The sequence below is a fragment of the Janthinobacterium sp. 64 genome (genome assembly GCF_002813325.1).
Lineage (GTDB): Bacteria > Pseudomonadota > Gammaproteobacteria > Burkholderiales > Burkholderiaceae_D > Janthinobacterium.
On sequence record NZ_PHUG01000001.1, the window covers coordinates 4,182,325 to 4,196,130 of the forward strand.

Annotated in this window: 16 protein-coding genes; all 16 read left to right on the forward strand. The window is 57.8% G+C overall.

The window, feature by feature from the left end:
- Window positions 1-46: 46 nt before the first annotated feature.
- The 16 genes from tuf (at window position 47) to rpsQ (ending at window position 13,800) form a co-directional block, all read left to right on the forward strand.
- Window positions 47-1,237 (forward strand): elongation factor Tu, encoded by a 1,191-nt coding sequence (tuf, locus tag CLU91_RS18345; protein ID WP_100875273.1) that lies wholly within the window; start codon window positions 47-49, stop codon window positions 1,235-1,237.
- Window positions 1,238-1,416: 179 nt separating this feature from the next.
- Window positions 1,417-1,734, forward strand: a complete 318-nt coding sequence (gene rpsJ, locus CLU91_RS18350) for a 30S ribosomal protein S10 (protein WP_010394389.1) — start codon at window positions 1,417-1,419, stop codon at window positions 1,732-1,734.
- Between the two features lie 467 nt (window positions 1,735-2,201).
- Window positions 2,202-4,952, forward strand: a complete 2,751-nt coding sequence (locus CLU91_RS18355; RefSeq protein WP_232730795.1) for a TonB-dependent receptor plug domain-containing protein — start codon at window positions 2,202-2,204, stop codon at window positions 4,950-4,952.
- Window positions 4,953-5,240: 288 nt separating this feature from the next.
- Window positions 5,241-5,909, forward strand: a complete 669-nt coding sequence (creB, locus tag CLU91_RS18365; RefSeq protein WP_100875303.1) for a two-component system response regulator CreB — start codon at window positions 5,241-5,243, stop codon at window positions 5,907-5,909.
- On the forward strand, window positions 5,906-7,327 hold the full coding sequence (creC, locus tag CLU91_RS18370) for a two-component system sensor histidine kinase CreC (protein WP_100875304.1): 1,422 nt from the start codon (window positions 5,906-5,908) through the stop codon (window positions 7,325-7,327). Before creB ends, creC begins: the two co-directional genes overlap by 4 nt.
- Window positions 7,328-7,409: 82 nt before the next feature.
- On the forward strand, window positions 7,410-8,819 hold the full coding sequence (gene creD / locus CLU91_RS18375; RefSeq protein ID WP_100875305.1) for a cell envelope integrity protein CreD: 1,410 nt from the start codon (window positions 7,410-7,412) through the stop codon (window positions 8,817-8,819).
- A gap of 215 nt (window positions 8,820-9,034) precedes the next feature.
- Complete coding sequence (rplC, locus tag CLU91_RS18380; protein WP_010394393.1) at window positions 9,035-9,691, forward strand: 50S ribosomal protein L3; 657 nt, start codon at window positions 9,035-9,037, stop codon at window positions 9,689-9,691.
- A gap of 3 nt (window positions 9,692-9,694) precedes the next feature.
- Complete coding sequence (gene rplD, locus CLU91_RS18385) at window positions 9,695-10,315, forward strand: 50S ribosomal protein L4 (RefSeq protein WP_034753197.1); 621 nt, start codon at window positions 9,695-9,697, stop codon at window positions 10,313-10,315.
- Window positions 10,312-10,629, forward strand: coding sequence for a 50S ribosomal protein L23 (gene rplW / locus CLU91_RS18390; protein WP_010394398.1), 318 nt, complete (start codon window positions 10,312-10,314; stop codon window positions 10,627-10,629). The genes rplD and rplW overlap by 4 nt, the downstream gene beginning before the upstream one ends.
- Complete coding sequence (rplB, locus tag CLU91_RS18395) at window positions 10,629-11,456, forward strand: 50S ribosomal protein L2 (protein ID WP_034753198.1); 828 nt, start codon at window positions 10,629-10,631, stop codon at window positions 11,454-11,456. The genes rplW and rplB overlap by 1 nt, the downstream gene beginning before the upstream one ends.
- Window positions 11,457-11,466: 10 nt before the next feature.
- Window positions 11,467-11,742, forward strand: a complete 276-nt coding sequence (rpsS, locus tag CLU91_RS18400) for a 30S ribosomal protein S19 (RefSeq protein WP_008444295.1) — start codon at window positions 11,467-11,469, stop codon at window positions 11,740-11,742.
- Window positions 11,739-12,071 (forward strand): 50S ribosomal protein L22, encoded by a 333-nt coding sequence (gene rplV, locus CLU91_RS18405; protein WP_170840583.1) that lies wholly within the window; start codon window positions 11,739-11,741, stop codon window positions 12,069-12,071. The genes rpsS and rplV overlap by 4 nt, the downstream gene beginning before the upstream one ends.
- 9 nt (window positions 12,072-12,080) lie before the next feature.
- Window positions 12,081-12,905: a 30S ribosomal protein S3 gene (gene rpsC / locus CLU91_RS18410; protein ID WP_034753199.1), complete on the forward strand. Its 825-nt coding sequence runs from the start codon at window positions 12,081-12,083 to the stop codon at window positions 12,903-12,905.
- Between the two features lie 2 nt (window positions 12,906-12,907).
- Complete coding sequence (rplP, locus tag CLU91_RS18415) at window positions 12,908-13,327, forward strand: 50S ribosomal protein L16 (RefSeq protein WP_010394411.1); 420 nt, start codon at window positions 12,908-12,910, stop codon at window positions 13,325-13,327.
- A gap of 12 nt (window positions 13,328-13,339) precedes the next feature.
- Entirely contained in the window at window positions 13,340-13,531 is a 192-nt protein-coding gene (gene rpmC / locus CLU91_RS18420) for a 50S ribosomal protein L29 (protein WP_010394412.1), read from the forward strand.
- Window positions 13,528-13,800 (forward strand): 30S ribosomal protein S17, encoded by a 273-nt coding sequence (rpsQ, locus tag CLU91_RS18425; protein WP_010394415.1) that lies wholly within the window; start codon window positions 13,528-13,530, stop codon window positions 13,798-13,800. The genes rpmC and rpsQ overlap by 4 nt, the downstream gene beginning before the upstream one ends.
- Window positions 13,801-13,806: the final 6 nt, after the last annotated feature.

The following is a 13,806-nucleotide window of genomic DNA, read 5'->3' on the forward strand; positions in this document are numbered from 1 at the left end:
GAATGCCGGTCCCTACATTTAAATCATTGTTCTAAGGAAGAATAAAATGGCAAAAGGTAAATTCGAACGGACCAAGCCGCACGTCAACGTCGGCACCATCGGCCACGTCGACCACGGTAAAACCACGCTGACCGCTGCAATCGCAACGGTTCTGTCGAAGAAATTCGGCGGCGAAGCCAAAGCATACGACCAGATCGATGCGGCACCAGAAGAAAAAGCGCGCGGTATCACGATTAACACCGCCCACGTCGAGTACGAAACGGAATCGCGTCACTACGCGCACGTTGACTGCCCAGGCCACGCCGATTACATCAAAAACATGATTACCGGTGCTGCCCAGATGGACGGCGCGATCCTGGTATGTTCCGCAGCTGACGGCCCAATGCCACAGACCCGCGAACACATCCTGCTGGCCCGCCAAGTTGGCGTTCCATACATCATCGTGTTCCTGAACAAGTGCGACCTGGTCGACGACGCAGAGCTGCTGGAACTGGTTGAAATGGAAGTGCGCGAGCTGTTGTCGAAGTATGAGTTCCCTGGCGACGACGTGCCTATCATCAAAGGTTCGGCACGTATGGCGCTGGAAGGCAAAGAAGGCGAAATGGGCGTTGACGCAGTGCTGCGTCTGGCCGATGCCCTCGATTCGTACATCCCAACGCCAGAGCGCGCTGTTGACGGTGCTTTCCTGATGCCAGTGGAAGACGTGTTCTCGATCTCGGGTCGCGGTACCGTTGTGACCGGTCGTATCGAGCGCGGCATTGTTAAAGTCGGCGAAGAGATCGAAATCGTTGGTATTATCGATACCGTCAAAACGACTTGCACCGGCGTGGAAATGTTCCGCAAACTGCTGGACCAAGGTCAAGCAGGCGACAACGTTGGTCTGCTGCTGCGCGGCACCAAGCGTGAAGACGTGCAACGTGGTCAAGTTCTGGCCAAGCCAGGCTCGATCAAGCCGCATGCACACTTCACCGGCGAGATCTATGTTCTGTCGAAAGACGAAGGCGGCCGTCATACGCCATTCTTCAACAACTATCGTCCACAGTTCTACTTCCGCACGACGGACGTAACTGGTTCGATCGAGTTGCCAGCAGACAAAGAAATGGTTATGCCAGGCGATAACGTGTCGATCACCGTCAAGCTGATCAACCCGATCGCGATGGAAGAAGGTCTGCGCTTCGCTATCCGCGAAGGCGGCCGTACCGTCGGCGCTGGTGTTGTTGCAAAAATCCTGGCTTAATTCTTAAGCCTGCATAAAAGAAGACGCGTCGTCGCCCGGCGCCCTTCTTTTTATTCAACTGCCGGGGTTGGCAAGCATTTTGGTGCTATCATGTCGACCCTGACGGTTGTTGCGTCAGAAATTCCCGTATGACCTCATTGCCGTGCAGACCGCGCGGTTCGTTCTTTTAAGGAAATATCATGTCGGCACCAAACCAAAAAATCCGTATCCGCCTGAAGGCTTTCGATTACAAACTGATCGACCAGTCCGCTCTGGAAATCGTTGAAACCGCGAAGCGCACCGGCGCTGTCGTCAAAGGCCCAGTACCACTGCCTACCCGTATTCAGCGTTTCGACGTGCTGCGTTCCCCGCACGTCAACAAAACTTCGCGCGATCAGTTCGAGATCCGTACGCACCAACGCCTGATGGACATCGTTGACCCAACGGACAAAACCGTTGACGCGCTGATGAAGCTGGACCTGCCAGCTGGTGTTGATGTTGAAATCAAACTGCAATAATTGTTTTTAAGCAGGCCGGCGGGGTGTCCCGCTGCCTGATGATGGGGCCGGGCCTGCTCACGATCGTGAGTGCGCCCGGCCCCATTGCTATTGGCCCGCAGTATTGTGTTTGCACCGTACATCTTTCGCTCTCCCCTTCCTTTTCTTTTCCTCTTTCTCCGCTTTACTTTCTTTTTCTATCGTTATCCACACGCGCGGACCAGGCCGGCACAGGCCAAATCAATACCGAAAAACAACAGGTTGGCGAATAAAGTTGTATCGCAACAACAATTGTTAAATTTCCCCTTCCTTGCATCGCCTCAATGTGAGAAATTTGTAATATACGGCGAGATTGTGTGACTTTTTTACAAAAATGGTCAATGAGACGTATCGATTTATAAAACGAAAACAATATTTGAGGAGTAGTCTTGAAAGTTCCGGTAATTAACAATGCACCACGGTTGAAGAAACGTACCCTTGCAATTGCAGTGACATTAGCCTTTTCCCAATACGCCACGGCACAAACAGCTGCCGAGCCTGTAGAAAAACTGCAGCGCGTCGAAGTCACCGGTAGTAGTATCAAGCGTACCGAAGCTGAAACAGCTGGCTCGCTGCAGGTTCTGACCCGCGACGACATAGAGCGCACCGGCCAGACCACGGCGCTGGGCATCCTGAATTCCTCCGCCGCCATCAGCACCTCGATCGACTCGGCAAGCGCCAGCTCCGGTGGCTTTGCCACGGGTTCCTCGGGCGTGGGCATGCGCGGCCTGGGCAAGGTCGCTACCCTGGTGCTGGTTAACGGCCGCCGCATTGCACAATACGGCCTGGCCGATGGCGCACAACAGAACTTCACCAACCTGGACGCGATCCCGGCTGCCGCCATCGAGCGCATCGAGATCCTGAAGGACGGCGCTTCGGCAATCTACGGTTCCGACGCCATCGCCGGCGTCATCAACATCATCCTGCTGAAAAACTTTGAAGGCGCCAAGATCACCGGCAACTACAAGGAGACCGACGGTTTCAGAGACCAGCGTAATCGCAGCGTTTCCGGCATCGTCGGTTACGGCGATGTCGACAAGGATGGTTTCAACACCTACCTGACGTACGAAGCCTACAAAAACGACGGCTACACCGTCGGTGACCTGCGTAACCACTATCCTGAATGGCACCGCCAGACCCCGACCCGTTCGACCTGGGATGCGAAGAACTCGTATTCGCCAACCGGCAACTACTTCCTGGACAGCAACAACATCGTTGCCGCGCCAGGCTGCCCGGACAAGCTCGACCCGAAAGACAAGCTGTGCAAGATGGACCTGTTGCCGTACAGCGGCCTGGCAACCAATGCCAAGCGCTATGCGCTGGCCAGCAACACGCATTTTAAAATTGGCAAGTCTATCGACGCCAATTTCGAGATCACCAACGCCAGTGCCAGCAACGATTACATCGTCGCGCCATTCGCCCTGAGCAGCACTTCGTCGCCGAGCACCTGGTATAACGCGATGGAAGGCAAGATGGTCGGTCCGTTCTACTATCCAAAATTGCCGGTTGGCCACGCCAACAACCGTTACGACGTACCGGTGGAATACCGTGCCCGTTTGATGGACACCGGCAACGGCTTCAACTTCAACCGCACTGAATCCGACCAGACGCGCGTCATGCTGAGCCTGAACGGCGATGTGAGTGGCTTCGACTGGAAATCCGCGGCTGGCTACATGACTTCGAATGCCACCAAGGCCACCCGTGCAGCCAGCGCCGTTGGCTACACCAACGCCATCGTCAACGGCACCTACAGGTTCGGCCAGCAAAACGATACCGCGCTGCTGGAGTCGATGTTCCCAGTACGTACCACCAAGGGCAAGTCGAAGATCGCTTTCTTCGATGCGACAGTCTCCGGTGAAGTGGCGCAATTGCCAGCCGGTCCTTTGAACGTGGCGTTCGGTACCGACATCCGTCGCGAAAAGTATGAAATGGCCAGCTCGGACAACGTGCTGCGTGGTGACCTGGTCGGCATCGCCGGCCTGCAGGTCAAAGACACCATGGATCACTACGCGCTGTTCGCCGAAGCGACCATTCCGGTGGTCAAGCGTGTGGAAGTGAGCGCCGCGGTACGTGCCGACAAGTCCACCAACAGCGACGTGCACTTTTCGCCGAAACTGGGCCTGCGCGTCAACGCGACCGACACCCTGTTGCTGCGCGCCACCGCTGCTGGCGGCTTCCGCGCGCCGAACATCGTTGAAACCGGTAACGGTCTGGGCCGCAGCTCGTTTGCCACCGATGTCAGCGATCCACGCCGCTGCGCAACCGCCAGTGCCCTGAACAAGCTGGTGCAAGGCAATCCAGCCGTCACCCCCGCTGACAAGTCGCAGGGCAACACCTTCCAGAACAGTGATTGCAAAGGCGGCGTTCCTAGCTTCGTATCGGCGAACAAGGACCTGAAACCGGAAACCTCGCGTTCGATCACCGCTGGTTTCGTCTTCGAACCAGTCAAGAACTGGACCGTGGCACTGGACTACTACCATATCGAACGCAAGGACGAAATCGGTACCCGTGGCGTGGCGGATATTCTGCGCGGCGAAGCTGGTTTGCCAGCCGGACAGCTGGTGCGTGTCGATAACTCGGCTTCCGATGTGCAATTCCTGGCACTGGTTAAAAAGTATGCACCAGGCAATACGACCGACTTCGGCGGCGTTGGCGTGATCGGCCTGCTGTACAACCCATACGTCAACAGCGGCAAGACCCGTGCTTCGGGCTTCGACTTTGACGCTTCGGGCCGTTTCAACACGAGTATCGGCCAGGTTCGCCTGAAACTGGAAGGTAGCTACCTGTGGAAATACCAGGAGTTCAGCGTGACCGACAATGCTTATGCTGACAACCTGGCCGGCAACTGGGCCCTGCGTTCGCGTCTGAACACCAAGCTGCGCGCCAGCCTGAAGGCCGGTTCGTTCGACCACGGCATGACCCTCAACTATGCCAGCGGTTATAGCAACAACGACGACACGTCGCGCACCTTCTGCGTGACGAATAAAGTCTCTGCCGAGAATATGGCAGCATGCTCGCGCGTCGGCAGCAACACGACCGTCGACTACAACCTGTCGTACAACGGCATCAAGAACACGCGTCTGAGCCTGTACGTGGATAACATGTTCGACAAGGCAGCGCCAATTCAATGGCGTTCCGGCTATGCGGATACGTTCCAGATGCGTCGTATCGGTGTGACCGCCAGCTACACTTTCTTCTGATCGTCGTCAACTGACAAGCTTGCGCCCGGCATCATTGTCGGGCGCAGCAAAAACCAGGCCTCGTGCCTGGTTTTTTTTTGCCCTGCCATCGATGCATGGGGGATATCGCTTTACAGTGCCGCGGCTGGCCGCGCTTCCTGACCGAATTCCTGTATTTCGGCATCAAGGAGGCGAGGTCGTGCCTGTCCGTCGGGCGGCTTTTTGCCCGCGCACGGCAAGGCGCGCGATTGACGCCGCTTGCCCGCTTCAGGGATACTCCGGACTTGTCCATTAATGCGTGCCGCCGCCATGTCCAAGACTGTCCTGATCGTGGAAGATGAACAGGCGATAGCCGACAGCATCGCCTATGCCTTGCGCACGGACGGCTTTACGCCGCGCCATGTGACCTTGGGTGAGCAGGCGCTTGCCGCGCTGCGCATTGAGGCCGCACCGCAGCTGGTGGTGCTCGATATCGGCTTGCCCGACATGAGCGGGCTGGAAGTGTGCCGCCGGATGCGCCAGTTTTCCGAGGTGCCGGTGATCTTCCTGACGGCCCGCAGCGATGAAATCGACCGCATCGTCGGCCTGGAGATCGGCGCCGACGATTACGTCACCAAGCCATTCTCGCCGCGCGAACTGGTGGCGCGCATCCGCGTCATCCTGCGTCGCGCCGGCGCCGCGCCGGCACCGGCGCGCTTCGAGCTGCGCGCGCTCGAAGCGAAAGTGCTGTTTCACGGCCAGCCGCTGGACTTGACCCGCTACGAATACCTGTTGTTGAAAACCTTGCTGGAGCACCCAGGCCACGTGCTGTCGCGCGCGCAGCTGATGGAGCGCGTGTGGAGCGGGGCGCCCGACACGCTCGACCGTACCGTCGACGCGCACGTCAAATCGCTGCGCGCCAAGCTGCGCGCCATCGATGCGCAGGTCGATCCCATCCAGACCCACCGTGGCCTCGGCTACAGCCTGGCCGGCGCATGAAGATCGGCCTGCGCATCCTGCTCGGCTACTTCCTGATCGTCGGCCTGGCCGCGTGGTTCTTGCTGAACGTCTTCATGGAGCAGGTCAAGCCGGGCGTGCGCTCGACGCTGGAAGACACCCTGGTCGACACTTCGCAACTGCTGGCCAGCCTGGTGGCGCCCGACTTGAAGGCGGGCACGCTGGCGCAGTCGCCCGTGGCCGAGCGCATGCAGGATTACGCGCGCCATGGCGTGGATGTCAATATCAATGGCGTGCGCAAGCGCACGCTCGATTACCGCATCTATATTACGGACCGGCACGGCATCGTGCTGTTCGATTCCAGCGGGCGCGACGTGGGGCGCGACTATGCGCGCTGGAACGACGTGTATCTGACCTTGCAGGGCAAGTATGGCGCGCGCAGCACGCGCAGCCGGCCCGACGACGAGATGTCGACGGTGATGCACGTGGCAGCGCCTATCCGCGACGGCAACGAGGTGATCGGCGTGCTGACGGTGGCCAAGCCGAATGCCAGCGTGCAAGCGTTTGTCGAGCGCAGCCAGCGCAAGATATTGCAGCGCGGCGCCATCCTGTTGCTGCTGTCGTTGCTGATCGGCCTGGCATTCGCCTGGTGGTTGCACCATGCGCTGGGCAAGCTGATGCATTACATCGGCGATGTGGAAGCAGGGCGCAAGGTGGCGCTGCCGGCGCTGGGCCAGAACGAGATCGGCACCCTGGGGCGGGCGCTGGAGGCGATGCGCACGCGCCTGGAAGGCAAGGAATACGTGGAGCAGCTGATGCACACCCTGGCGCACGAATTGAAAAGCCCGATCGCCGCCATCCAGGCATCGGCCGAGCTGCTGCAGGAAGACATGCCGCCGGCCGAGCGGCGCCAGTTCCTCGCCAGTATCCTGGAACAGAACGCGCGCCAGCGGCAACTGATCGACAAGCTGCTGGCCCTGGTGCGCGTGGAAAAGCAGCAGCGGCTGGAGCATCCCGAGCGCATCGCGCTGGGGCCGCTGCTGGCGCAAGTGGCGCAGGACGCGGCCGCCACCGTGGCGGCGCGCGGCGTGCGCCTGCAGCTGCAGGCCGACGATGCGAATGTGGCGGGCGACCCTCTGCTGCTGCGCCAGGCGCTGGGCAACCTGCTCGACAACGCGGCCGGCTTCGCGCCACCCGGTAGCTGCATCGACCTGACGGCGCGGCGCCACGGCAGCTTGGTGGAAATTGCCGTGCGCGACCGCGGCGCGGGCATCCCCGCGTATGCGCTGGAGCGTATCTTCGAGCGCTTCTATTCCCTGCCGCGCCCGAGCGCCGGCAAGAGCACGGGCCTGGGCCTGCCCTTCGTGCGCGAGGTGGCCTCGCTGCATGGCGGCACGGCCGAAGTGCTCAACCATGCGGAAGGTGGCGCCTGCGCCCGCCTGTGCCTGCCGTTGGCCTGAGGGTATTTTTCGACTTCACACGCAGCGCATCATCAGCGCACATGATTTTTCTACACTGGCCTTCTTACTTCAAGGATGCGCCATGCAAAAAACTCTGTTAGTCAAAGCGTTGATCGTGTTCGGCCTGATGCTGCTGATCGGCCTGCCTCTGCTGATGATTCAGGAAACGATCAAGGAGCGGATGGAATTCCGCCAGGAAGCCGTCAACAGCATCGCCGCCGATTCGGTGCGCGAACAAACCATCATCGGCCCCATCCTGGTGATCCCCTACACGGAGCAATATGAAGAGCGCGTGGAAGTGGCCAAGGGCGATGACAGGGAAGCGAAGTCGCCCGTACGCACGGAGCTGCTGCGCCGCACGGTGCAGCGCCGCTTGCTCGTCTACCCGAACAACCTGCTGATCAATGGCAGCATCGACGCGGATCGCCGCTACCGCGGCATCCACCAGGTACTGGTCTACAGCGGCCAGCATGCGTTCCAGGGCGACTTCACGGTGCCGGCCGGCAGCCAGCTGCCGCGCAAGTCGCCGGACTCGCGCGTGACCCTGGGCGCACCTTTCGTCGCCCTGTCCATCGAGGACGTGCGCGGCATCCGCAACATCCCGAAAATCGACTGGGGCGGCCAGAAGATCGAGTTCGAGCAGGGTACCGAGCTGTTTGCCTTCCGCAGCGGCCTGCACGCGCCGCTGGGCGCCATGCCGCTGGCGGCACCGCAACAGGTGAAATTCAGCTTTGACCTGGGCCTCGACGGCATCGAACGCCAGCATTTCGTGCCGGTGGCGAAAAACAGCCAGATCAGCATCAAGTCGAACTGGCCCCATCCGCAGTTTGGCGGGCGCTTCCTGCCGTCGCCGAAACACCGCCAGATCAATGCCGATGGCTTTCAGGTCGAGTGGAACATCTCCTCGCTGGCCACCAACGCGCAAACGCAGCTGAGCACCATCGAGGGGGAATTCAAGGTGCCCGACAGTGCGCCGCTGGGCCAGGTGGACCGCTTCAGCGTCGGCTTCATCGAGCCGGTGAATGTGTATTCGCAATCGGACCGGGCCACCAAATACGGCTTGCTGTTCGTCGCGCTGACCTTTGCCGCCTTCTTCATCTTTGAAATTTTGAAAAGCCTGCCGATCCACCCGGTGCAGTATTTGCTGGTGGGGCTGTCGCTGGTGATCTTCTTCCTGCTGCTCGTGGGCCTGGCCGAGCACATCGCCTTCCTCGCCGCTTATCTGATCGCCAGCGCCGCCTGTATCGCGCTGACCAGCTTTTATCTGGCGCACGTGCTGCACAATGCCTGGCGCGGCATCGGCTTCGGCCTGGCGTTGACGCTGCTGTATGGCGCCCTGTATGGCTTGCTGAGCTCGGAAAACAATGCGCTGGTGATGGGCAGCATCCTGCTGTTCGCCGTGCTGGCCGCGATCATGGTGGCGACGCGCAAAGTTGACTGGTATCAAGTGGGCAAGGGTGGGGTGGCACCCGCTGCAGAGCCGCATGAATAGGCGATGTATGCTACATTAGCCGACCTTTGCAGCGCCGCCGGCAACTGTCGCAGGGGCGCTGCGCAACACTTTGACATACCCCGTGTTAACTTGTTGCGTCAAGGGTTTTTGTGCTATATACTAGCCGGCTTCGGTATGGATTCGTCTTTTTTGAGTCCTACGTTACTTTGTAGTTAAACAAGCCCCGCCCAATCGCAGGTGGGAATGGAGAAAAAATGAGCCTAGGCCTTCTCGGTCGCAAGGTTGGTATGATGCGCATTTTCACGGATGAAGGGGATTCGATTCCTGTCACCGTGTTGGACGTATCGAACAACCGTGTTGCGCAAATCAAAACCCCTGAAACAGATGGCTACTCCGCTGTTCAGGTCGCATTCGGTCAACGTCGCGCTTCCCGCGTGACCAAAGCTGTTGCTGGTCATCACGCTAAAGCTGGTGTTGAAGCCGGTACTCTGTTGAAAGAGTTCCGTGTCGACGCTGCCAAAGCCGCTGAACTGAAAGCTGGCGATGTTGTCGCTGCTTCCCTGTTCGAAGTCGGTCAAAAGATCGACGTGCAAGGCGTTACCATCGGTAAAGGCTATGCAGGCGTTATCAAACGTTACCACTTCGCTTCTGGCCGTGCAACGCACGGTAACTCGCGTTCGCACAACGTTCCAGGTTCCATCGGTATGGCACAAGATCCAGGTCGCGTTTTCCCTGGTAAGCGCATGACCGGTCATCTGGGTGACGTTAACCGTACGATCCAGAACCTCGTGATCGCCCGTATCGATGCCGACCGTCAGCTGTTGCTGGTCAAAGGCGCGATTCCAGGTGCGAAAAATGGCCAGGTAGTTGTCTCGCCAGCCATCAAAACCAAAGCCAAGAAGGGAGCTTAAACGATGGAACTCAAGCTTCTGAATGCGCAAGGTCAAGCCGCCTCGAACGTTGCTGCAGCCGATACGATTTTCGGCCGTGACTACAATGAAGCGCTGATCCACCAAGTCGTCATCGCTTATCAAGCGAATGCACGTAGTGGTAACCGCAAGCAAAAAGACCGTGAAGAAGTTCACCACACGACGAAAAAGCCATGGCGCCAAAAAGGTACCGGCCGCGCTCGTGCTGGTATGTCGTCGTCGCCACTGTGGCGCGGCGGTGGTCGGATTTTCCCGAACTCGCCTGACGAAAACTTCACCCACAAAGTGAACAAAAAGATGTATCGCGCAGGTATCTGCTCGATCCTGTCGCAGCTGGCCCGCGAAGAGCGCCTGATCGTCATCGACGATCTGACGATCGACGCGCCAAAAACCAAGCTGCTGTCGCAAAAATTGAACGGCCTGGGCTTTGATTCGGTTCTGATCATCACCGACGTTCTGAACGAAAACCTGGAACTGGCATCGCGCAACCTGCCTAACGTACTCGTCGTTGAGCCACGTCACGCAGACCCGATGTCCCTGGTGTTCTACAAGAAGATCCTGGTCACCAAAGCTGCATTGGCCAAGATTGAGGAGATGCTGGCATGAGCGCGATTTTGAAACATAGCGAAGAACGCTTGATGAAGGTGCTGTTGGCGCCCGTGATTTCCGAAAAGGCCACCATGGTCGCGGAAAAGAACGAGCAAATTGTATTCCGCGTACTGCCGGATGCAACCAAGCCTGAAATCAAGGCAGCGGTCGAACTGCTGTTCAAGGTTGAAGTTCTGTCCGTGCAAACTGCAAACCGCGAAGGTAAGCAAAAGCGCACCGGCAAGTTCAACGGTCGTCGTAACCATACCAAGCGTGCTTTCGTGTGCCTGAAGCCTGGCCAGGAAATCAACTTCTCCGAGGAGGCTGCATAATGGCACTCGTTAAGATGAAACCAACCTCGCCAGGCCGTCGCGGCATGGTGAAGGTGGTGAATGCCGACCTGTACAAAGGTCGTCCGTTCGCTGCCCTGGTTGAAAAGAAATCCAAGACCGCTGGTCGTAACAACAACGGTCACATCACCACCCGTCATATCGGTGGTGGTCATAAGCAACACTACCGCTTGATCGACTTCAAGCGCACCAAAGATGGTATTCCAGCGAAAGTGGAACGTATCGAATACGATCCAAACCGCACCGCGAATATCGCTCTGCTGTGCTACGCCGACGGCGAACGTCACTACATCATCGCAACCAAAGGCATGGCCGTTGGCGACAGCGTGATGAACGGTTCGGAAGCACCGATCAAATCGGGTAACTGCTTGCCAATCCGTAACATCCCAGTCGGTACCGTGATGCATTGCGTCGAAATGCTGCCAGGTAAAGGTGCCCAAATGGCACGTACCGCTGGCGCTGGCGTTGTGCTGATGGCACGTGAAGGTACCTACGCTCAAGTGCGTCTGCGCTCGGGTGAAGTACGTCGCGTGCACATCGAGTGCCGTGCAACGGTTGGTGAAGTCGGCAATGCCGAGCACAGCCTGCGTAAAATCGGTAAAGCTGGCGCGATGCGCTGGCGCGGTGTTCGTCCTACCGTTCGCGGTGTGGTCATGAACCCGGTCGATCACCCGCACGGTGGTGGTGAAGGTAAAACAGCAGCTGGTCGTCATCCAGTTTCGCCATGGGGCCAACAGACCAAGGGTAAGAAAACACGCAGCAACAAGCGTACGACTTCCATGATCGTCTCGCGCCGCGGCAAGAAATAAGGGGTAGCACATGACACGTTCATTGAAAAAAGGGCCGTTCTGTGACGCCCACCTGGTGAAAAAAGTTGAAGCCGCGCAAGCAGCCAAAGACAAAAAGCCAATCAAAACCTGGTCGCGTCGTTCGACAATCATGCCTGACTTCATCGGCCTGACGATCGCGGTTCATAACGGCAAGCTGCACGTGCCGGTTTATGTTTCCGAAAACATGGTTGGTCACAAGCTCGGCGAATTCGCACTGACCCGTACGTTCAAGGGCCATGCAGCTGACAAAAAGGCTAAGAAATAATGGAAACTAAAGCTATCCTCAAAGGTGTGCGCCTGTCGGACCAAAAGGGCCGCCTGGTTGCTGACCTGATCCGTGGCAAGAAAGTTGACGCTGCACTCAACATCTTGCAATTCAGCCCGAAAAAAGGTGCTGCGATCATCAAACGTGTTCTGGAATCCGCTATTGCGAATGCCGAGCACAATGATGGTGCGGACATCGACGAATTGTTCGTGAAAACGATCTACGTCGAAAAGGGCCCCGTCCTGAAGCGCTTCACCGCGCGTGCAAAAGGCCGTGGCGACCGTATTTCGAAACAATCCTGTCACGTTTACGTGACTGTCGGTAACTAAGGAGCCACGATGGGTCAGAAAATTCATCCAACCGGTTTCCGTCTGGCGGTCACCCGTAACTGGGCTTCGCGCTGGTATGCAGGCAACGGTAATTTCGCTGCCATGCTGAACGAAGACTTAAAAGCACGTGCTTACCTGAAAAAGAAACTGAAGAACGCTTCCGTTGGCCGCATCGTTATCGAGCGCCCAGCCAAGAACGCGCGCTTCACGATCTACAGCTCGCGTCCAGGCGTGGTCATTGGTAAAAAAGGCGAAGACATCGAAGTACTGAAGTCGGCGCTGACCAAGATCATGGGCGTACCTGTTCACGTGAACATCGAAGAAATTCGCAAGCCAGAAATCGACTCGCAACTGATCGCCGATTCGATCGCTCAGCAGCTGGAAAAACGGATCATGTTCCGCCGCGCCATGAAGCGTGCAATGCAAAATGCAATGCGCCTGGGTGCTCTCGGTATCAAGATCATGTCGTCCGGCCGTCTGAACGGTATCGAAATCGCGCGTAAAGAGTGGTACCGCGAAGGCCGCGTGCCTCTGCATACCCTGCGCGCCGATATCGACTACGGTACCAGCGAAGCGTCGACCACCTACGGCATCATCGGTGTCAAGGTGTGGGTATACAAAGGTGACCGCGCGCCTAACGGCGATGCACCAGTCATCGATACCCCAGCTGACGAGAAGAAAAGCCGCGGCCCACGCCGTGACGATGGCAAGCCAGCTGGCCGTCCACGTCCAGCCGGTGCCGGTGCGAAACCATCCACAGCACCAGGTGCACGTGTGCGTACCGCCGCTAAACCGGCCGCCGCAGCAGCACCAGCTGAGAAAGCAGGAGAATAATCATGCTGCAACCAGCACGCAGAAAGTATCGTAAAGAGCAGAAAGGCCGTAATACCGGTATTTCGCACAGCCGCGGCACCGCCGTGTCGTTTGGCGAATTCGGTCTGAAGGCAGTTGCGCGCGGTCGTATCACTGCGCGTCAAATTGAAGCGGCGCGTCGTGCAATGACGCGTCACATCAAGCGCGGTGGCCGTATCTGGATCCGTATTTTCCCGGACAAACCGATTTCGAACAAACCGGCTGAAGTCCGTATGGGTAACGGTAAAGGTAATCCTGAGTACTACGTCGCTGAAATTCAGCCAGGCAAAGTACTGTACGAAATGGATGGCGTTGATGAAGCGCTGGCACGGGAAGCTTTCCGTCTTGCCGCCTCTAAACTGCCACTGGCGACGACGTTTGTCATCCGCCAAGTCGGCCAATAATTGGAGTTGTATATGAAAGCATCTGAACTCCGCGGCAAAGACCAGCCAGCTCTGCAAAAAGAGCTGAATGACTTGTTGAAGGCACAGTTCGGCCTGCGTATGCAAATCGCTACGCAACAGCTGAGCAACACTTCGCAGCTCAAGAAGGTACGCCGCGATATCGCGCGTGTGAAGACGGTAATGAATCTGAAGGAAGCCAAATGAACGAACCAGTGAAACAGTCGCTCAAGCGCACGCTGATCGGTAAAGTGGTTTCGGACAAGATGGACAAGACCGTTACCGTTCTGATCGAGCGCCACGTAAAACATCCTTTGTATGGCAAGATCATCATGCGCTCGAACAAGTATCACGCGCATGACGAGACCAACCAAGTCAAGGCCGGTGATACGGTCGAGATCCAGGAAGGTCGCCCGATCTCCAAAACGAAGGCATGGACGGTGACACGTGTGGTTCAAGCCGCACCAACCGTTTAAATAAAA

What these genes read in the sequence shown, in the direction of transcription:
- tuf (WP_100875273.1), top strand. Translation starts at nt 47, where the DNA reads ATGGCAAAAGGTAAATTCGAACGGACCAAGCCGCACGTCAACGTCGGC.
- rpsJ (WP_010394389.1), top strand. Translation starts at nt 1,417, where the DNA reads ATGTCGGCACCAAACCAAAAAATCCGTATCCGCCTGAAGGCTTTCGAT.
- creB (WP_100875303.1), top strand. Translation starts at nt 5,241, where the DNA reads ATGTCCAAGACTGTCCTGATCGTGGAAGATGAACAGGCGATAGCCGAC.
- creC (WP_100875304.1), top strand. Translation starts at nt 5,906, where the DNA reads ATGAAGATCGGCCTGCGCATCCTGCTCGGCTACTTCCTGATCGTCGGC.
- creD (WP_100875305.1), top strand. Translation starts at nt 7,410, where the DNA reads ATGCAAAAAACTCTGTTAGTCAAAGCGTTGATCGTGTTCGGCCTGATG.
- rplC (WP_010394393.1), top strand. Translation starts at nt 9,035, where the DNA reads ATGAGCCTAGGCCTTCTCGGTCGCAAGGTTGGTATGATGCGCATTTTC.
- rplD (WP_034753197.1), top strand. Translation starts at nt 9,695, where the DNA reads ATGGAACTCAAGCTTCTGAATGCGCAAGGTCAAGCCGCCTCGAACGTT.
- rplW (WP_010394398.1), top strand. Translation starts at nt 10,312, where the DNA reads ATGAGCGCGATTTTGAAACATAGCGAAGAACGCTTGATGAAGGTGCTG.
- rplB (WP_034753198.1), top strand. Translation starts at nt 10,629, where the DNA reads ATGGCACTCGTTAAGATGAAACCAACCTCGCCAGGCCGTCGCGGCATG.
- rpsS (WP_008444295.1), top strand. Translation starts at nt 11,467, where the DNA reads ATGACACGTTCATTGAAAAAAGGGCCGTTCTGTGACGCCCACCTGGTG.
- rpsC (WP_034753199.1), top strand. Translation starts at nt 12,081, where the DNA reads ATGGGTCAGAAAATTCATCCAACCGGTTTCCGTCTGGCGGTCACCCGT.
- rplP (WP_010394411.1), top strand. Translation starts at nt 12,908, where the DNA reads ATGCTGCAACCAGCACGCAGAAAGTATCGTAAAGAGCAGAAAGGCCGT.
- rpmC (WP_010394412.1), top strand. Translation starts at nt 13,340, where the DNA reads ATGAAAGCATCTGAACTCCGCGGCAAAGACCAGCCAGCTCTGCAAAAA.
- rpsQ (WP_010394415.1), top strand. Translation starts at nt 13,528, where the DNA reads ATGAACGAACCAGTGAAACAGTCGCTCAAGCGCACGCTGATCGGTAAA.